Raw genomic sequence first — 18,016 nt, 5'->3', positions numbered from 1 at the left:
TTAATAAGAAAATGCAAACATAAATTGCTATTTTATTTACAAATTAATCATCAGGATGGAAAACATGATCGTACACTTCCTTTTCTCTATGTAATATGGTCGACTCTATGGAATTTTCTGGCTTTTTTTTGAATTCTTTGTTGTCACTCTTTAAGTGCACTACGTCTTTGTGAAAATGGGAATTATACCTAAATAGTAAAGCTATTATTATTAAAGTTATAACAGCCAAAAAGATGAGTGTTCTTTTTCTATACTTCATAAATGCTGCAGCTTCTTGACCTAATTTTCTATGTTACCACAAAACACGTCAAGCGAAATTATTTGAAGACAAATAAATACTGGCAATCAATTTAACACTAACTTAAGAATCAAGGAATACAATTATAATATATTTAATTAATAGTGAGGTTTAAAATGTTACATAATGAAAAAAATTCAAATTCTGTTGGAACTCAACAAAACCAACCAGAAGATAGTTTTGATTTGAATAAAACGATGCAAAATCTACCAAATTCAGATATTGCTAATGATCCCAAGAAGCTAAAAGAAAGAATTACTGACCTGTTAAAAGGGGATACAGAATTCTCTAAGATGAAACAAGGAGATAAGATTCTTGTAGTAAGTGCAGCAAGTGGATTATTTACGGCAGTACTACCACTTTTGGCAGTTGGTGCAACACTTGCTATACCAGGTGCTATAGTTGGTCTTGCTTTATATTTCGCTGTAAAAGTCGCTGTAAAAACAGTTCAATCTGGATATAAAGGGCTCAAGTGGTCAGCAGAAAAAACAGTTGATGGGGCAAAATATACTGCTGGGAAAGTTAAGGACGCATCAACATACGCTGCCGGAAAAGTTAGAGATGGTGCTGTGCATGTTAAAGATAAGGTGAAAGAAGGTTATGAACATTCAGTAGATTCACTGAAAAAAGGCGCTAGTTTTGTAGGCGAAGGAGTGGCAAATAAATTCCATAAGGCATCTGGTGAGACGGACTATTTAGATAAGGTAAAAAGGTTTACTCCAGATGCAATTAAGAAATCTGACGAAATAAGAAATGATATGAAAGCAATTTTTGCTGATAAAGGAAATAATTCTGGGTTAGTGAAAAATGTACTTTCTGGAATATCGTCAGAAATTGATTTAAAAATGGCAGAGAAGGCAAAATCAGGGGAGATTGAACATACTTCTGGATGGCAAGTACAGAAAGAATTCATTAATAATTTAAATGAAAAAAGCTTGCATAACTTGTTAACACAAAGGTCATTACCTAAAGGTAGTTATTTCATCGACAGTGTTTTCTCTGAACATTACGATGAAATTAAGAAGGTTATTAAAGAATGTAGAGAAAATCATTTGTACTCAAGCGTAAGCAATATGTTTGACAGAGCAGAGAAAAAAGCTAACAGGCCTTCTGTCAAAAGTTTAACTAGGTCTGTGTCATCATCATTCTCTTCACTGGGAAGAAAAGGCTCTGAACAATCTAACAGCTTGTCAAAAAGCAATTCACTAAATTCTGTAAAGACTGACAGTACTGTTAGCAGCGAAGCGGAATTGTTAAATCCTGCGGAGCATAAAGAAGTAAAAGCACCTTCTTCACTTTGGGATAGGGTTTCATCACCTTTCAAAAGTGGCAAAAAGTCAGAAAAAACTTCTGAAGTTAAATATCAAGTTCTTTCTGAATCAGACACGTTGCCTAGAAAAATAGGAAATAGCACTTTTTACGTTGATACTCCTACTCCAATTGAGAATACTAATAAAACTGCAACAATAGGAGGAAGACCAGGAGTTGCACGACGTAATAGTACTAGCAACCTTACTAGGGTAGGAACTCCAGAAGTACCAACTAGAAGCGCCTCATTGACTAACTTAAATGGACAAAGTTCTTTCAGTGAAGATGTTCTCAGTGATCCTAAAGTAAACCAATATCTTGGTAATTCGAATAAAGGAACTCTAACTCGCAGTAATTCTTTTGATAGTGCAAGAGGTTCATCTGGTCCTTCTACACCAACAAGCTCATTAGAAAGATTGGAACAATCTTTCAGTAAAGATGAAGTTGGGGCAGCAATGGAGAAAAACTTAAAAGAATTTAGTTTAAGTGCTAAAACTGAATCTACATTACACAATTCTTTTAGTAATCGTAATGGTTCTGATAGTGGATTCAATTCACCAACTTCTTCTCCAACACATACAATGTTTACTGAAAATGGCAAGGCAAAAACCCAAGCTGACTTAAGAAAGACAGGTCATCTGGACAAACTGGTGGGACAGCCTTCTACGAAAGTAGCTGTTGACACTGACGTTCAACAGCAAGCTGCACAAACAGCTGTGAAAACGAACTAAACAAAGCTATCCACCTTCTCCAAAAGGATGTTACTCAATGAGTAACATCCTTTTTTGTTTTTAAATTATAGAAAAATCCTAGATCCCAGCGGTATGCGTACAACCGTATGAACATTGTGATTTCTCTGCTAGGAAAGGTGTCATCCGAGTAGCTGACACTTGGATGGCTTTGTTGCATCGCTCAAGTGAAAAGAACTGGCAGTTACTGACAAAATTCATTATAAATAGCCATTTAACTGTTGAAGAAAAAATATGCCACAAAAAATGAGAGTCAGTAACTGCCATGAATATAACAAATTTCTCCAAGAAAGAGGAAGCATTTTTTGTTATATCAATGACGCCATAGAAAATTGGTACGAGAATTGTCCAAAAATGCAGGGCGGCAACTATATTTATAGTGATAAAGTTGTGATTTTGGTGCATATAATCGTCAGTTTCTTTAGAATTGGTTTAAGACAAACAGTCGGGTTTATAAAAGGGTATTTGCAACAAATAGGAAGAGATTTGGCAGTTATCAGCTATTCACAAGCATCAAGAAGGTTTAAGAAACTTAATATTAAGATAAATGATTGCAGAAAATAATATGGAAGATATCGAAATTGCTATAGACAGTACAGGAATTAGTATATACAACAACACTCCTGGTCACAGCAAGGAAAATAGCACTAACAGAAAATATCGTGGCTATGAGCAAACGAGAAAATTGCACGTAATGTTGAATATAAACAACAAAAAAGCCATAGCTGTAAAATACAGTAACGGTGTCTACTCTGATCACTATGGAGCTTGTGATTTGCTAAAAGAAGTTGATTTTCAGCATGCCATAAAAGCACTATATGCAGATAGAGCATGTGATAGGCACAAGTTTTATAAGTTGTGTAACGAATATGATATAAAGACAAAAATTCCACCAATAAACAATGCGGCAGAACATCCAGAAATAGATTATATGTCTGACAGGAATGCTGCTATTAGGTTAATAAAATTATACGGTGAAGATGGCATGAAAGAATGGAAAAAAGAAGTAAATTATGGGAAAAGATCTTATATTGAAGGGTTTTTCTCAAGATTAAAGCAAATATTCGGATTTAGTTTTAGGAATAAATCTGAGATAAATCGAGAAAAAGAACTGCTAATCAAATGCTATTTGCTTAATAAATTCACTGATATTGGTATGGCTAAATTTGAGATAGTTACATGAATTTACCATAAATCACCATCTCATAAAGTGTGATGCAACAAAGCCATCCCAGTGTCTGGGCACTGGGATGACAAGAAGAGAGCACTGGAATGACAGGAGAAGGGGGGCTACTACCGTCATAAAGGAACCAGTGTCAGCTACTCGGATGATACCTTTTTCTACTTAATTTGGGTTATGCAAGAAGTCTATTCGCGGTATAGATTCCGCTAACACGTAGCGGGATGACGGTTGTCGGTAAGCCTAAGTCAGTTTAGCTATATGCTTTTAATTCCCTCAAAAGGAGAATTAAATATGTGAAGTTCTAGTTGATATGATTTAATGAATGGTTAGTTTAAATTACTAGTTTATTTAAGAGATTTTGATAATATTTAACCCACTTGCTTTTCTGTTTTCCATATCGCGATGGGCTTGAATTATTTCATCAAATTTATATTTTTTATTGATCCGTACAGTTAAAAGTTTTTTTCTTATCATCTCGAAGATTTCCATTGTGGTAAGCACTAATGTGAATCTATCATGCTTATAATGATATATTAAGGTTCCAGTTGCAAATAACGAGCGTGAACTAAGTAAAGAAAAACTAATAGGAGCGTTACCTGATATCTGCCCATAGGAAACGTATATGCCGAACCTGCCTAAAGATTCAAAAGAGAGCTTGCTTGTAGCGTAACCTATGGGGTCATATACTGCACCTACTCCTCTGTTTTGCGTAATCTCCATAATTTTAGAAACGAAGTCTTTATCATTGTAGTTTATTGCGTATGTGCAGCCACTTTGTAAAGCTATCTTCATTTTTTCATCAGAGCTTACAGAACCTATCACTACACCTTTTTTATCCTTCGCCCATTGACATATTATTTGCCCTAAGCCACCATTAGCTCCATGAACTAGCACAAAAGCACCAGGCCTGATTTTATAAGATTGATTAACTAAATAGTGAGCTGTCATACCTTTAAACAGCACTGCAGCAGCAACTTCATCAGATATGTCATCTGGGATTTTTATCAGATATTTCTGGTGTATAATGCGCTTTTCACAATATGCCCCTGGAGGAGCTGTGCAATATCCAACTCTATCTCCGACCTTCAACCCATCACTGATTTTTTTACCAAGCTTTTCAATAACTCCCACTGCTTCTACCCCAAGCACTGATGGTAAATTTTTAATTTTGCGCGTACCTTTTCTGTGCTCTAAATCATAACGATTTAAGCCGATAGTTGTGTGACGCACTAAGACTTCCTCGCCTTTTGGCTCACCTATATTCTTATCTACAAATTCTAATACTTCTGGTCCCCCAGTTTTTTTAATTTGTATAGCTCTAACCATGATGAATGTAAGATAAAAACTTTGATTATGTTATCTAACAATTAATATTTTGCAAAATGTTATTTAGAGTTTATATACTATATAAGTGCATATTAATAGTTTTAAGGTATAAATTATGATGGATAGAGAAAATTTGCTTTATAGTGTTTTGTATAATGTGTTGTACAAAGTGGATAAAGATAACGGTTTAGATACTAGTAATATAATAAAAAAAATAAAAGAAAGGCTAGAAAGTGGAATGCGAACTTCAAGCAAAGAAAACTATTATGAATATTTATATGCTTCTTGGGAAAAAAAAGGTTTTGATATTAATCACAAATTTGATTTGAAAGACTATGATGGCTTTCCAGTAGATAGTCTTTTTTCTATTGCTATTAATAACAAACCTCACGCTTTACCAAATCTAGCGCAAGTTTTAATAAAAGCAGGTACTAACGTGCAAAATGAAAAAGGATATTTACATGCCTGCGCTTTGACTCGTTCTCCAGACGTGTTAAAGGCTCTCATAGAAGCGGGGGTAAGTGATAGCCCACATGAACACTACGGTGGAAATACCGCTTTAGATTGTGTTACTGAATTATATGATGCAGAGAAGTCAATTGAATGCAAAGATTGCTGTAAGATTCTAATTAAGCATACATTGGAAAAAAAACCTCATGAAAAAATGCCAGATTCTGTAAAAAATAATAAGGAATTGGCTCAATATTGGAATGCTTGTGAAGCAAAGAATGAAGGATGGGAATTGATAACACCAAGCACTGAGACACAAGTAGTCGGTGCGCAAAAAGCAAATAAGAACTCCTGCTCAATTCAATAGATCTGTTGCATAATCATTATTTGAATAACAACGCACTCCTTCTATAGCTAACACGTCATACCGCCGCGGAGATCCCGCTAACAAGTAGCGGGATGACGAGGTTTACCTTATCGGATTACGTCATACCGCCGCGGTATCTCAAAGCATAGATCCCGCTAACGGGTAGCGGAATGACAGTTTTTCAAATTGTCGGTAAATCTAAGTCAGTTTAGCTATAGCTCACGCTGCTTGGGTGACAATAGGAAAAAGTTTATTACTTAAGCTTAAAAAACGTGTATGATAGTGTTATTTCGCTCAAATCTTTTGTATTACTATCAAGCATTATCTCAGGATCTATATAGAAAGATACGGGCATAGCTGCTTTTTGTTTTGCTAGCAACATTTGCTCTTCAAAACAAAAGCATGCAACTTTATTGAAATACTTACCTGCTTTGAAAGGCGTAACATTATACACCGCCATACCAAATGAAGGCTGATCAGATAGATTTTTTGCGTAATAAAACGCTAAACTTTGTTCTCCTATGTTTACGTCAACGTAGTTAGTTTCTGATTTAAACTCCCAAGGTAGATCGGACATTATATCAGCATTGAAATGGACCCTGATCTTTTGGTTAGTTATATTTGTTGTTGTGTTAGTTACTTTTCTTATTGTGCCACCATACCCAGTAGCTTTACAAAAAATGCTATATAGAGGCACCGATGCATATGCAAGACATAACATCAATACAACTAGAGATATTAGAAAGAAAACTATAGAATTCTTACTGCCTTTCCTTAAAAAGGAAAACATCTAATCCCTATTGTTGAACAAGTTAAGTAACCTGAGTAGATTGAGAAATATATTAATAAAGTCAAAATAAAGATTAGTTGCACCGAGTATTGCCAATTTAGTAGTAGCAACTTCTGATCCGTCATTATGTTTATAATAAACGTCCTTGATTCTTTGAGCATCATACGCAGTCATTAAGGTAAATACTATTACTGATATAAACGATATTGCAAAGTAGAGAGGACTACTTCCAAGGAATAAATTTACTATAGACGCAATGATTAACCCCCAGATTCCCATAATCAAGAAAGAGCCCATACTTGTAAGATCTCTTTTTGTAGTATTACCATATAAAGCCATAGAGCCAAACATGATTGATGTAATGAAAAACGCCCTTGCTATATTTTCTGCAGTATAAACTATAAAAATATAAGATAAGGAAAGCCCCATTAACACTGAGAACGAGAAAAATATAGTAACGGCAGACTGAGCACTTAGGTGTTGAATTCTATAAGACATGTAGAACACCAATGCAACTGGAGATAACATTACCACAAGCGATAGGACGGGATTAGAATGAATCACCTGAAAAAGACCAGAAAACACTGTTAGGAATGCAACAAGCCCTGTGACGCCCAAAGCTAAAGCCATGTAATTATATACTTTAGTTAGGTAACTTCTAAGCCCAGCACTATAATAAGCGCCTTGAGAGCGAATATCCTGTTCATTTCTCATATAAGACATAATATAACTCCTTTTATCCATTACTTAACACATTATAATATAAAACCATATTTTTATCAAGTGTTTTTATTATAAACAGCTATGCGCTGGCATTTGTTTTAATATAAATAGAATATAGGCCTATTGCTGCTGCATTTGAAACATTTAAGCTGTCAATTACGTTTGATATTGGGATTTTTAAAAGATAATCACAGTTTTCTTTAACTAGTCTTCGTACCCCTTTCTCTTCAGAGCCAAAAATGATTACTCTTTTTTTTTCAAAGCTCTTTATTTCATCTATATTTTCTTTAGCATTGCAATCAAACCCGTAACACCAGTAGCCGACCTTTTTTAAATACTCCATAGTTTTCACTATATTTGTAACGTATATTAGCGGAACGATATCTAAAGCTCCACTTGCTGCTTTTGCAATAGATGCATTTTCACTCGGTGAGTGGTTATGTGGTAAAACCAATGCATTGACATTAAAACAAGCTGAAGTTCTTAAAATTGACCCAATATTGTGCGTGTCAGTGACTTGATCTAAAATGACTATAGTAGAGCTGTCGTTTGAGCTTTCAGCTACTTCTTCGATGCTTAAGTTATGAAGGATAGGAGCAACTTTTAAAGCAATCCCTTGATGATTAGCACCTTTGGGTAAAACGTCATTAAGTATTTTGTTTTCTACTAATCGAACTTTAATGCCCTTACTATTTGCACATTGCTTAATTTCTTTTTCGTGTTCTCTATAGAAATTTTCTGTTACTAACAGTTCTATACACCGCCTATTTTTATTCTTCAGTGCTGACATGCAGGTGTGCTTTCCATACAGCCAAAAATTCTCATTAGTTTTTGACGATTTCATCGTATTATCGAAAATCTGGTTTTTATAGAATAAGCAACATTTTACTATGTTTGAATATTGTTGTAAAATTATACAATTCGATTAATGCGTTTATGTCGGACGATGAGTTGGATTGGCAAAAAAATGTTAAGCCAATAAAATGTGGAAAAGTTACTTTGAAAGTTGATCATAAAGTAAATATAAAGTCTATGGTTGATAAAGGTACCTCCGACTTACAAGGGAATTTTCTTAATACCAATAATGGTAACTCATCATTTTGTCTTGACCAAAACACAAAATCAAAAGTTGATAGGGGTAAATATTTTATAAGCGACAAGCTCGATTTGCATGGCTATAATATAGAGGATGCTTACTGTAAATTGATAGATTTTATTATCAAAAATTATCGAGCAGGGAATAGATGTTTATTGGTAATTACGGGATACGGCAGTGCAACAAATAAAACAGACACTATAAAGAATAACTTAAATAAGTGGTTAAATGATACTAAAATCCAGCATATGGTTCTATACTACCAGCAAGCTACGAAAAAACATGGTGGTAAAGGAGCTTTTTATGTTTTATTAAGAAGGCTTAGGTCCTATTAGCTGCTTAAGTTTCCTTTTAAGCCTTAATTTTTCTTGTATAACCATACAGTGTTCGGCAGCGCGTGACGCACAACTGTGCGAACATTGTGATTTGGGTCTACCAGGAAGGATGTCTCCCAGTACCTCTTTTCCCGTCATCCCGCTACGTGTTAGCGGGATCTCATTTCACTTTATGAGGGTGTCATCCGAGTAGCCCCTTTCTCGTCATCCCGCTACGTGTTAGCGGGATCTCATTTCACTTTATGAGGGTGTCATCCGAATAGCTTGACTACTTGGATCCAGATTGGATACTGAGTTGGTGAGTATAAAAGTATAGCTTCTACGTCATACCGCCGCGGTATCTCAGCCGCTAACAAGTAGCGGGGTGACGAGTTACTATACCGCTGCGAACCGTCATACCGCGATTTATTCCATAGCTGTACGAACATTCATTTTTGAAGGTAAACTGCACAGCAAATGGTGTCATTCCAGTGCTTGACACTGGAATCCAGCCGGCTTTGTTGCATCGCTAGCTATGATGGATTAAAGATAAAAAAGGTGGAGAATATCAGTAGCTTATTATTCTGGTATTTATAACAAGAACGGTCAGTGAATACCTAAATTTGAGTAAAAGAAATTTCACTACCACTCACTAATCCGGCTAAAATTCAAGAATTTCAATGCTTTAGCTATTTTCAATAGAATTAAATTTATTAATATAAATAACAAGATTTTCAATAAGTTGCTTATAATCCTAATTATAGTTAGCCTTTCATAAGTAGCGATGCAACAAAGCCATTCCAGCGTCACGCGCTGCCATGTGATATACAATTTCCTTCGAATTACAACGTACGTGCGCTCTATATGCACTTGATTGACAAATGCTCTCTTATCAAAATCTCAAGAATCTGCACTATATTTAATGCTGCGCCTTTGCGCAGGTTGTCAGCCACTATCCACATATTTAATCCGTGCTCAACAGTATTGTCTCTTCTAATACGCGATACATATACAGCATTCTCCTGTACAACATCAATTTGAGTTATGTATTCACTATCTTCACGCCTGTTGTACACTAAAACTCCACTATCTTCGGCTTCACTTAGCACTTCACGAGCTTGTTCTTCAGTGATATGTTGATCAAATTCCACATTTACTGCCATAGCGTGACCGATAAAGACGGGTACCCTTACACAAGTTGCAGTAACTTTTATATCTTCCTCTAAAATTTTTTTTGTCTCCTCTTGCATTTTCCATTCCTCTTCTGTAGAACCATTTTCCATGAATTCTCCTACATGGGGAATGCAATTGAATGCTATTTGCTTAGAGAATATCTTGGGTTTTTTAGCTTCGTTCATAAAGATTTTTTTTGTCTGGTCATAGAGCTCATCCATTGCTGCTTTGCCTGCACCAGAAGTTGATTGATAAGTTGAAGCAACGATTCTCTTTATTTTTGCTTTTTGGTGTAATAGATGTAGTACTAGCAGCATCTGTATTGTAGTACAGTTTGGATTGGATATTATGTTGTGGTTTTTATATTCCATAATTTTTTCTTTATTAATCTCTGGAATAATGAGTGGCACACCCTCTTTCATTCTAAAATGGGAACTGTTATCTATCACGATGCATCCAGCCTGTGTTGCAATTGGTACATACTCTTCAGAAACATGAGATCCAGCACAGAAAATGGCTACATTAGTTCCAACGAAGTCATAATCCTCAAGGCATAAAACTGTTAACTCTTTGTCACCAAAGCTCACCTTCTTCCCTTCTGATTTTTTCGATGCAAGTGCAATAACGCAATCTATCGCCTCATCTTGAAATTCAGCAAGCGTGCTTAATACCTCACGCCCTACTCTTCCGGTTGCTCCAATAACAGCAATTTTGTATCTCATATAGATGAACCTCTAATTTTAAAGTTCTATTATATTTTTACTGACAAAATTTACAATTGTTTTAATATTTTTACCTTGCAATTAATTGTAATTTAGCTATTATTATGCAATATTAGTAATATTACATAATGAAATGAAAGATGAGTAAGGAATACGATGAAACTAAGGTTAAACCTGCAATGTCTACACCTCAAGGGCCTGAAGGAACCAATGGATCAAAGGCCCAAAGTGTTCTTTCAAATAAAAGAAAGCCTACAATAAATTTTGATGATAAAAAGTATGGTGTAAAAACCTCTAAAATAGACCAACAGTCTCTAAACAAAAGACAAGAATCTTCAAAGCTAAGAGATCTCTTAAGGTCAATACCAATAATAAGGAGATTTTTAGCAAGGATTTTCACACCTGAAAAAATAGAAATCATCAGTAACCCTATATATGACAACATGGAAGCATATAAAAAATCGCAGGAAGATTACCCTAGTAAGATAAAAGATGAAACTAGTATAGATGATGAACACACAAAAGAAGTAGATAGTAAACTTGAGAAGGGTAATGTTGAACAAGTGGACAACAAGAAAAGTCGTAGTTCATAAATATCAATCATTTAAAAATTATCTCTAGTTATAACATTGTATCTGTTCAGATGCATGGCTCATGTACAAATATTGAAACAAAAATTCCAGTGCTCCTTTCTCGTCATCCCAGTGCGTGACACTTGTATCTTTATGATGTGAGGCATTAGAGCTAAAATACCTCACAGGGAGGGTGAAGCTGATGCGACACTAATGCCATTAAGCCAGATTTTGCTTCCCTCCCATAGAGTTAAAGACTGAACAGTATCTTTTGGAATTATATCCCGTATTACAAGGTTAGTCTAAACTCTCAGTTTATTTATAGTCTTGGAGGCAATTTTATGCAAGTAAATGCTATTTTGGGTGTGGATATTTCAAAAAAGAAATTTGATGTTTGTTTGTTAGTGGACAGTAAAAAACGACACAAAGTCTTTCAAAATAATCAAGATGGTTTTGCAAAACTTGTAGTTTGGTGCAATGGCCATGGAGCAAATCTTACTCATTTATGTCTTGAAGCAACTAGTTGGTATGGAGAAGATTTGGCTACTTTTATGCATGATTTAGGACATAATGTCAGTATAGTAAACCCAGAAAGCTTTTGGCAAAAGTGAGCTGCTCAGAAATAAGACAGATAAATCAGATGCAGCTATGATAGCTAGATTTTGTATCGCCAACAAACCTGCTCTTTGGAAGCCCATTGCACCTGAAATGAGGCATTTGAGGGCGTTGCATGCAATCGCTAAAAGATGATAAGGTGCAACAGACAAATCGCTTGGAAAACAAAAATATGCATTCCAGTTGCAAAGAAGCTATATCTAAAGTAATTTTGGCAATAGAGGAGCAAATTATTGTTCTCGAAAAAGAAATTAATGAGCATATAAATAACTATCCACATCTAAAAAATATGGTGGAAAACCTTAAGACTATAAAAGGTATAGGATATCTTACTGCTGTTGCTGTTGTCGCAGAAATGCCATCAGTTGATAACTTTGACAATGCTAAACAATTTACAGCTTTTGCTGCCAGGACATTATCAATCGGGATCGTCAGTAAGTAAGAGAAGTTGCATATGCAAAATAGGATCTGAGCGTATTCGAAAAGCTCTTTATATGCCAGCTATAGTAGTCAAAAACCATAATAATCATTTTCAAAAGTTTTGTCAGCGTCTAGCAAGTAAAGGCAAATGTCCAAAAGTCATAGTTCTTGCGTTAATGCGAAAATTAATGCATGTCTTTTTTGGTATTCTTAAAAAGAATCAACCATTTAATTGTAATTTTGTTGGATAATTTGTTTGACAGCAGAGACAGTATCTGGGATCCAGATTGGGCACTAAGTTGGTAAACACGAAAGCGATTAATCCTTTACAACGTTTTTGATGGAACTGCGCGAAAGAACTGGATGCCAGTGTCACGCACTGGCATGACACCCATTTCTTCCTATAGTTGTCTTTTCTCGTCTACCTTATTTTGCCACTCTGCTGAACAGATACATAACATTTGCTATACAGAAACTCTGCGATACCAAAATAAATAAAGAGGTACGCCACTTGCAGTGAATAAGCTTGCGATCAGCAAGGTATTCACAGAAGTTTCAAATATTACCCAGCAGCAAAAGGTTGTTGCTATACTGCCAATTAAAAATTTGTAACAACTCTTTTCTTGCACAATAACTTTGAGAAAAGCAAGACTGCATGCAAGGTAAACAAATAAAAATGAAACTACAGAAAAGTCGATAATTGATGTGATCTGCTTAGCAAAATTGTTGCTTGAAGTGAGGATTAGTAGAACTGAAGTGCCAACGGAGCTGATTGTTATGCCCCAGAAAGGAGAACCGTGCTTGTTTCTTTGAGCAAAAAACTGTGGCATCAGTTTATCTTTTGCAAGGCCAAGGGCCACTTGTCCACTAGCTAGTACCCAAGCGTTTAAAGTACCAACACAAAAAATGAACGCAGTTATAGAAATAATCAAGTGCCAATTGCCAGAGGCCATAATTTTTATTGCGTCAACATATGGTGCTCTTGAACTTGCTAAATCATTGCCATTTATTAATCCCATAATTGCAAGATTGTTGATAAAATACACAACAGCAACAGAGATTGTTCCAAGTACCACAGCTCTTGGTATTGTTCTAGCTGGATTATCAACTGACCCTGCAGGTGCTGTTGCCAATTCAACTCCAATAAAACCCCATAGAGTAATAAGTGTAGAACGTGCAAGAATCTGCGATGTTGTAAGATTTGATATTTCTTCACTTATGATGAAGTTATTTCTATCAAAAAAAAACAATGCTGCTATAGGTATTACAAGCAATACAGAAATTTTTATCACCGTCAATAAAAACTCAACACGTCCAGCAGTAGCTACTCCTCTAAAATTTATTAGTGTAATAATTGTAAGTAATAACATCTCTAAAAACAGATGTACGTTTTGAATATCTTCATGGAAAAATGGTGTAAGATAACCAACACCCACAACTATTACGGCTGTTGTGCTAACCCATGAGATCACCCAATACGTCCAACCAACAAAAAAAGCTGCAGCAGGGCCAAAAGCATGCTTTACATAGACGTGAGGGCCACCCGTTTCCGGAAATTTTGCGCAGAGTGAGGCAAAAACTAAAGCAAGAGATATAGCACCAAGCCCTGATATTATCCAGCTTATAAGGCTATACATGCCATATGGAGCAAGGCTAATTGGAAGCATAAAAATTCCAGAGCCAATTTGGCTGCTAATCACTAAGGCAAAAATAGCCCAAAAACCTATTTTATTTGACACAATAATTCTTATCTAAATAGATTAACAATATACCCTAAACTCAGAAATTTCAATTGATCTTTTAACATAAAAACTTGCATTTTTTTCAATTTATTCCTAAAATAGATTATATTAACAGATTATTAAGAGGGGGTTATGAATCCGAGATTAAAAGCATTTTTGGTTGTTTGTAGTATTATTGCATTTTTGATTGCACTTTTGTTTCTCGTGTATTATTTAAATCTTCTTGTTAACTATATCCTTGACCCGATTCTAGTTCGTCCCTTTGAAAGATTATACAAAAACTTAATTGTTGATGGTCTTTATGCCTATTTATCTACAAGCACTTCTAGCCCTGCACTAGCATTTTTGGCTACAGGTTTTATTGTTATTGCTGCGTTTATTTGCCTGAATAAAATGCTTCTTCCCTTGCAAGAGAAGATCATAAACAACTATACCTCCTTTAAAAACAACAATATTGATAGCAATAGCATGTTGTTTGAGGTTTATAAAGATCCAACAATAAAATTAAAGGACAAAATCTTATTCTTCAGTATACACTTGATATATTACCTACAGCTTCCATTTTTGTATATTGCATCAAAGGTATCAGCTCTACGTGGGTTTCTTATATTTAATTTTGGTTTATTATTGTTAAATTATGCACTGCTAATTCCAGTGGCACTTCTTGAATTGATAAAGTATCCATTAGTGAGGCTTTTCTCACCTTTGGGTTTGAATGTAAAGCAGCTAAGCTTTTTGTTTAATGTAAGTGATGTGGGCACTGGCAGTCAGAGCGTTCACACGAGTAGTTTTGAACATAGTATTCTCCAATGCGCTCAAGAGTTAAAACAGAAATTTGGAGCTCAACCAAATGTACTCAATAAAGAGTTTGAAGACTACATAAATAATTCAGATGAGCTTACAACTGAGCAAAAAGAGCAATTAAAACTTTATCTTAACTTTAATGGTTCCAATGAAGCAGCTTGGCAAGAATCAAAAACTGGACTAACTCTCACACAAGCTGCAAACTTAGTTTCAACTGCTGCTAAGAATCAAAAATCAGATGTGAATTCACTATTACTAATGAATTTAAAGGATGGACTTGGTTTATGTACTCTGGGAATGTTCGATCGTATTATTTATTCGCTTAGTTGTCTTGAAGCGAAAAATAATTTCTTGGTTCAAATAAATGGAGCAGTGAACGTATTAACACCTAAATTTACTGAAAGATTTTTAAAAGAATATTGCAATTATAAAAAATTAAAAATTTTGGTAGACAAGTTTGAAGATTTTTACTCCGAAGATTATGCGGATAAAAATAATATAAGCGATGAGGTGAAGAGCAACATTAACCAATCAATAATAGAAATAAGAGAATTTGTCTTTAAAGAGCTTTACATAAAATTTTACGAAGAGTATGGAAAAAGTATTCAAAGAGGTGCCATAAAGCAAAAATTAAGGGAATTAGTTACAGATGATAGTATAAAGGAAGCAGTGTATTATTCAATGTATAATATAGAAATCCCTGCAGAACCACCTACTTATCTTGAAAGAGTAAAAGCATTTTTTGGAGGTCATGCAAGGTCTTCTGCTGCTTAGTGGTTTAGTTCGTGCTATATAGCTAAACTAACTTAGATTTACTGACAATTTTAAAACAACAAATTCGTCATTCCGCTACTAGTTAGCGCCGCGGCGGTATGACGTGTTCTATAGCTTTGTCTTCCCTTTTCTGAATGGCTTGCAAGCTGCTATCTCTACAAAAACTATATTTTTCTTCAGAAGAGAGTTATATTGTAACTATGGACAAAATAATCATAAAAAAATTTGGTGGGACTTCGCTAACTGATTTAAACCGAGTTGCAAATTTGATAAAAAACGATATTGAGAAAGGTTGTAATGTAATCGTTGTTGTATCTGCTGTTGCAGGATTTACTGACCAAATGGTTTTTCAGGCTAGGCAAATCTCAAATTTAAGTTATAGACAAGAGTTATCAGAGTATGACGTTATGCTTTCAGCAGGAGAACAAATCTCTTGCGGTCTATTAGCTATCACTCTCCAATCGATCGGAGTTAATGCTAAATCGTGGCTTGCCTGGCAGTTACCAATTGCAACTGATGATTTTTATTCTGAGTCTAAAATAAAAACAATAAAGATTGAACGTGTGAAAAGATCTTTTGCTGAGGGTTATACTGCTGCGATCATTGCTGGTTTTCAGGGTATAAATGATGATAGAATCACTACTTTTGGAAGAGGAGGCTCTGATATATCAGCAGTTGCCTTCGCGGTAGCCTTTGGTGTTAGAACTTGCGAAATTTTTACTGATATTGATGGAATATATACAGCAGACCCGAGAATTGTTCCAAAGGCACGCAAGCTCAAATTTATCTCTTACGATGAAATGTTGGAAATGTCGTCATCTGGTGCTAAAATACTGCATAATCGTTCAGTACAACTTGCAATGAAACATAACATTAAAGTGCAAGTGCTATCCACTTTTAAGGAAGTAGAAGGCACCACAGTGCTACACAAAAGGGATGTACTAGAGAGATACTTAATTACTGGAATAACTTATAGCACTAATGAAGCTCTTGTAACTTTCACTAACCTTGCAAATAACTTGCGTACTTTAAGAGATATAGCAGGAGCAAACGTTAAAATTGATATGATACATGGGTCAAGTTTTGTTATCTCCAAATTTGATATTGATTCAATGGAAAAGTTACTGAATAAGAATGAAAATTATGCTATAAACGATAATGTAGCTAAAATTTCAATAATTGGTATTGGTGTTATGTCTAACACTGAAGTGATGCACCGCACACTCAAGGTTTTAAGCGAAAAAAAGATAGAAATACTTGCTATCACAACATCTGAAATCAAAATCAGTATAATTGTTCAAAAAGAATGCGCTGTAGCTTTAGTCAAAGATTTACATACTGAGTATGAGCTTGATATGCAGCACTAGGATAGGCTTGACGTCCAGTTGTCTAAGAGTATGTCTTGAAAAGGAATGAGGAAAAAAATATGATAGTGTAAGTAAAAAATAGGAGGGAAAATTGTATCCAAGTGATATAAGTGATAAGGAATGGGAAATTTTGGAGCCACATGTTGCACAAGGAAAGATAGGGAGGCCAAGAAAGCACAATATCAGAACAATTATTAATGCAATAAGGTATATAATGAGAGGTGGTTGTCAATGGAGAATGCTGCCGAAAGATTTTCCTCCATGGAAGACGGTGTATGACTATTTTCTCAGGTGACGTAGTAATGGCAAATTGGAAAAAATACATAATATGCTAGTAAAAGAGGTAAGAAAAATGTTTGGTAAAAATGAAACACCTTCAGTAGGAATAATTGACAGTCAATCAGTAAAAACCACTCAAAAAGGGGATCCAGAGGATATGATGCTGAAAAAAAATAAAGGGTAGAAAACGTCATATTGTTGTAGATACAGTGGGCTTAATTATTGCGGCTGATGTTCATAGTGCAAGTGTTCAAGATCGTGATGGTGCTCTAAATCTTTTCACTCAAGCTAAATACAAGGCTCCAACTTTACGTAAGTTTTTTGCTGATCAAGGATACATAGCAAAACCGCTGTTTATTGGAGACAGGATACGATTACCAAGAAAGCTGTTGATGTTACAGGATTTTTCGACAATCTGGACCACAATTTAGCACTGCAGGCTATCAAGAAGCACACAGACTGCAAATGGGTCATACTGTATGTTGAAAGGTGGATGAAATCCCCTATTCAGCAAGCAGATGGCAGTAAGGTAGTTAGGGAAAAAAGGAGTTCCGCAAGGAGGTTCAATAAGCCCAATCATTTCAAACATATTTATGCACCATGCATTTGATATATGGATGAAACAAAATCACCCAACAGTACCATTTGAAAGATATGTGGATGATGCGATAGTGCACTGCAGAACTAAAAGACAGGCAGAATTTATGCGAGCAGCAATTGAAGAAAGATTGGCACAATGTAAGCTAAAATTGCAACCTGATACCAATGCCATTCCAAAACTCCATCATTATACTGCCTTAGTATAACCTTCTCACTTCTATTGTCTATTTGTTTGTTATGTAATAGAAATTGGTATGAGATTGAAGAATTAAGTGTGAACGGTTACAGAATTTTTGCCAAGAGAAACATATAGTTAAAGTAATTCAGATTTGTAAGATATGTTT

Annotated in this window: 20 protein-coding genes and 1 pseudogene; 14 read left to right on the top strand and 7 right to left on the bottom strand. The window is 35.1% G+C overall.

What is annotated here, in order from left to right:
- Positions 1 to 43: 43 nt before the first annotated feature.
- Complete coding sequence (locus ABWU29_RS01585; RefSeq protein ID WP_006279848.1) at positions 44 to 259, bottom strand: hypothetical protein; 216 nt, start codon at positions 257 to 259, stop codon at positions 44 to 46.
- Positions 260 to 414: 155 nt separating this feature from the next.
- Here ABWU29_RS01585 and ABWU29_RS01580 point away from each other — a divergent pair, with 155 nt between their 5' ends.
- The 3 genes from ABWU29_RS01580 (at position 415) to ABWU29_RS01570 (ending at position 3,538) form a co-directional block, all read left to right on the top strand.
- Positions 415 to 2,337: a hypothetical protein gene (locus ABWU29_RS01580; RefSeq protein ID WP_319606912.1), complete on the top strand. Its 1,923-nt coding sequence runs from the start codon at positions 415 to 417 to the stop codon at positions 2,335 to 2,337.
- 252 nt (positions 2,338 to 2,589) lie between these two features.
- A complete protein-coding gene (locus ABWU29_RS01575; protein WP_141456678.1) occupies positions 2,590 to 2,919 on the top strand; it encodes a transposase in 330 nt (109 codons plus the stop codon).
- Positions 2,903 to 3,538, top strand: coding sequence for a transposase (locus tag ABWU29_RS01570; protein ID WP_264953956.1), 636 nt, complete (start codon positions 2,903 to 2,905; stop codon positions 3,536 to 3,538). The genes ABWU29_RS01575 and ABWU29_RS01570 overlap by 17 nt, the downstream gene beginning before the upstream one ends.
- A 348-nt stretch (positions 3,539 to 3,886) precedes the next feature.
- Here the strand turns inward: ABWU29_RS01570 and ABWU29_RS01565 are convergent, their stop codons facing one another.
- Positions 3,887 to 4,864: a quinone oxidoreductase family protein gene (locus tag ABWU29_RS01565; RefSeq protein ID WP_015589284.1), complete on the bottom strand. Its 978-nt coding sequence runs from the start codon at positions 4,862 to 4,864 to the stop codon at positions 3,887 to 3,889.
- A gap of 115 nt (positions 4,865 to 4,979) precedes the next feature.
- On the opposite strand from ABWU29_RS01565, the gene ABWU29_RS01560 reads away from it, so the two are divergent.
- Complete coding sequence (locus tag ABWU29_RS01560; protein WP_227738557.1) at positions 4,980 to 5,681, top strand: ankyrin repeat domain-containing protein; 702 nt, start codon at positions 4,980 to 4,982, stop codon at positions 5,679 to 5,681.
- Positions 5,682 to 5,934: 253 nt separating this feature from the next.
- Here ABWU29_RS01560 and ABWU29_RS01555 read toward each other — a convergent pair whose 3' ends face one another.
- From ABWU29_RS01555 to rlmB, 3 genes are all read right to left on the bottom strand, one after another.
- A complete protein-coding gene (locus ABWU29_RS01555) occupies positions 5,935 to 6,471 on the bottom strand; it encodes a cytochrome c oxidase assembly protein (RefSeq protein WP_015589286.1) in 537 nt (178 codons plus the stop codon).
- Positions 6,472 to 7,194: a Bax inhibitor-1/YccA family protein gene (locus tag ABWU29_RS01550; protein ID WP_015589287.1), complete on the bottom strand. Its 723-nt coding sequence runs from the start codon at positions 7,192 to 7,194 to the stop codon at positions 6,472 to 6,474.
- Positions 7,195 to 7,273: 79 nt separating this feature from the next.
- A complete protein-coding gene (rlmB, locus tag ABWU29_RS01545; RefSeq protein ID WP_015589288.1) occupies positions 7,274 to 8,038 on the bottom strand; it encodes a 23S rRNA (guanosine(2251)-2'-O)-methyltransferase RlmB in 765 nt (254 codons plus the stop codon).
- Positions 8,039 to 8,130: 92 nt separating this feature from the next.
- On the opposite strand from rlmB, the gene ABWU29_RS01540 reads away from it, so the two are divergent.
- Positions 8,131 to 8,625: a Smr/MutS family protein gene (locus tag ABWU29_RS01540; RefSeq protein WP_012673308.1), complete on the top strand. Its 495-nt coding sequence runs from the start codon at positions 8,131 to 8,133 to the stop codon at positions 8,623 to 8,625.
- Between the two features lie 839 nt (positions 8,626 to 9,464).
- On the opposite strand, the gene ABWU29_RS01535 is transcribed toward ABWU29_RS01540, so the two are convergent.
- Positions 9,465 to 10,499: an aspartate-semialdehyde dehydrogenase gene (locus ABWU29_RS01535; RefSeq protein ID WP_010962945.1), complete on the bottom strand. Its 1,035-nt coding sequence runs from the start codon at positions 10,497 to 10,499 to the stop codon at positions 9,465 to 9,467.
- Positions 10,500 to 10,639: 140 nt separating this feature from the next.
- Here ABWU29_RS01535 and ABWU29_RS01530 point away from each other — a divergent pair, with 140 nt between their 5' ends.
- From ABWU29_RS01530 to ABWU29_RS01520, 3 genes and pseudogenes are all read left to right on the top strand, one after another.
- Positions 10,640 to 11,092 carry a hypothetical protein gene (locus ABWU29_RS01530; protein ID WP_015589289.1) on the top strand — a complete coding sequence of 151 codons (453 nt, stop codon included), beginning with the start codon at positions 10,640 to 10,642 and terminating at the stop codon, positions 11,090 to 11,092.
- A gap of 320 nt (positions 11,093 to 11,412) precedes the next feature.
- Positions 11,413 to 11,682, top strand: a complete 270-nt coding sequence (locus tag ABWU29_RS01525) for an IS110 family transposase (RefSeq protein WP_007552972.1) — start codon at positions 11,413 to 11,415, stop codon at positions 11,680 to 11,682.
- Between the two features lie 119 nt (positions 11,683 to 11,801).
- Positions 11,802 to 12,357: pseudogene (locus tag ABWU29_RS01520) on the top strand (transposase).
- 213 nt (positions 12,358 to 12,570) lie between these two features.
- On the opposite strand, the gene ABWU29_RS01515 reads toward ABWU29_RS01520, so the two are convergent.
- A complete protein-coding gene (locus ABWU29_RS01515) occupies positions 12,571 to 13,845 on the bottom strand; it encodes an APC family permease (protein ID WP_141456681.1) in 1,275 nt (424 codons plus the stop codon).
- 135 nt (positions 13,846 to 13,980) lie between these two features.
- On the opposite strand from ABWU29_RS01515, the gene ABWU29_RS01510 reads away from it, so the two are divergent.
- From ABWU29_RS01510 to ABWU29_RS01485, 6 genes are all read left to right on the top strand, one after another.
- Positions 13,981 to 15,426 (top strand): hypothetical protein, encoded by a 1,446-nt coding sequence (locus ABWU29_RS01510; protein ID WP_197907256.1) that lies wholly within the window; start codon positions 13,981 to 13,983, stop codon positions 15,424 to 15,426.
- 200 nt (positions 15,427 to 15,626) lie between these two features.
- Complete coding sequence (locus ABWU29_RS01505; protein ID WP_015589292.1) at positions 15,627 to 16,793, top strand: aspartate kinase; 1,167 nt, start codon at positions 15,627 to 15,629, stop codon at positions 16,791 to 16,793.
- A gap of 91 nt (positions 16,794 to 16,884) precedes the next feature.
- Positions 16,885 to 17,088, top strand: coding sequence for an IS5 family transposase (locus ABWU29_RS01500; RefSeq protein ID WP_007549940.1), 204 nt, complete (start codon positions 16,885 to 16,887; stop codon positions 17,086 to 17,088).
- Between the two features lie 33 nt (positions 17,089 to 17,121).
- The gene (locus ABWU29_RS01495; RefSeq protein WP_255324781.1) at positions 17,122 to 17,256 is read left to right on the top strand and encodes a hypothetical protein; all 135 of its coding nucleotides are present in this window, start codon (positions 17,122 to 17,124) and stop codon (positions 17,254 to 17,256) included.
- A gap of 25 nt (positions 17,257 to 17,281) precedes the next feature.
- Positions 17,282 to 17,503, top strand: coding sequence for a hypothetical protein (locus ABWU29_RS01490; protein WP_022626388.1), 222 nt, complete (start codon positions 17,282 to 17,284; stop codon positions 17,501 to 17,503).
- Positions 17,504 to 17,665: 162 nt separating this feature from the next.
- Positions 17,666 to 17,878 carry a hypothetical protein gene (locus tag ABWU29_RS01485; RefSeq protein ID WP_065094389.1) on the top strand — a complete coding sequence of 71 codons (213 nt, stop codon included), beginning with the start codon at positions 17,666 to 17,668 and terminating at the stop codon, positions 17,876 to 17,878.
- The last annotated feature ends 138 nt before the right edge of the window (positions 17,879 to 18,016 follow it).

It is taken from the genome of Wolbachia endosymbiont (group A) of Phasia obesa (genome assembly GCF_964028125.1).
Classification (GTDB): Bacteria; Pseudomonadota; Alphaproteobacteria; order Rickettsiales; family Anaplasmataceae; genus Wolbachia; species Wolbachia pipientis.
This window is presented reverse-complemented; position numbering and strand designations above follow the sequence as displayed.

Excerpts from the sequence above, each read along its gene's own strand:
- ABWU29_RS01585 (WP_006279848.1), bottom strand. The coding sequence starts at position 259 with ATGAAGTATAGAAAAAGAACACTCATCTTTTTGGCTGTTATAACTTTA.
- ABWU29_RS01580 (WP_319606912.1), top strand. The coding sequence starts at position 415 with ATGTTACATAATGAAAAAAATTCAAATTCTGTTGGAACTCAACAAAAC.
- ABWU29_RS01575 (WP_141456678.1), top strand. The coding sequence starts at position 2,590 with ATGCCACAAAAAATGAGAGTCAGTAACTGCCATGAATATAACAAATTT.
- ABWU29_RS01570 (WP_264953956.1), top strand. The coding sequence starts at position 2,903 with ATGATTGCAGAAAATAATATGGAAGATATCGAAATTGCTATAGACAGT.
- ABWU29_RS01565 (WP_015589284.1), bottom strand. The coding sequence starts at position 4,864 with ATGGTTAGAGCTATACAAATTAAAAAAACTGGGGGACCAGAAGTATTA.
- ABWU29_RS01560 (WP_227738557.1), top strand. The coding sequence starts at position 4,980 with ATGATGGATAGAGAAAATTTGCTTTATAGTGTTTTGTATAATGTGTTG.
- ABWU29_RS01555 (WP_015589286.1), bottom strand. The coding sequence starts at position 6,471 with ATGTTTTCCTTTTTAAGGAAAGGCAGTAAGAATTCTATAGTTTTCTTT.
- ABWU29_RS01550 (WP_015589287.1), bottom strand. The coding sequence starts at position 7,194 with ATGTCTTATATGAGAAATGAACAGGATATTCGCTCTCAAGGCGCTTAT.
- rlmB (WP_015589288.1), bottom strand. The coding sequence starts at position 8,038 with ATGAAATCGTCAAAAACTAATGAGAATTTTTGGCTGTATGGAAAGCAC.
- ABWU29_RS01540 (WP_012673308.1), top strand. The coding sequence starts at position 8,131 with ATGTCGGACGATGAGTTGGATTGGCAAAAAAATGTTAAGCCAATAAAA.
- ABWU29_RS01535 (WP_010962945.1), bottom strand. The coding sequence starts at position 10,499 with ATGAGATACAAAATTGCTGTTATTGGAGCAACCGGAAGAGTAGGGCGT.
- ABWU29_RS01530 (WP_015589289.1), top strand. The coding sequence starts at position 10,640 with ATGAGTAAGGAATACGATGAAACTAAGGTTAAACCTGCAATGTCTACA.
- ABWU29_RS01525 (WP_007552972.1), top strand. The coding sequence starts at position 11,413 with ATGCAAGTAAATGCTATTTTGGGTGTGGATATTTCAAAAAAGAAATTT.
- ABWU29_RS01510 (WP_197907256.1), top strand. The coding sequence starts at position 13,981 with ATGAATCCGAGATTAAAAGCATTTTTGGTTGTTTGTAGTATTATTGCA.
- ABWU29_RS01505 (WP_015589292.1), top strand. The coding sequence starts at position 15,627 with ATGGACAAAATAATCATAAAAAAATTTGGTGGGACTTCGCTAACTGAT.
- ABWU29_RS01495 (WP_255324781.1), top strand. The coding sequence starts at position 17,122 with ATGCTAGTAAAAGAGGTAAGAAAAATGTTTGGTAAAAATGAAACACCT.
- ABWU29_RS01485 (WP_065094389.1), top strand. The coding sequence starts at position 17,666 with ATGCACCATGCATTTGATATATGGATGAAACAAAATCACCCAACAGTA.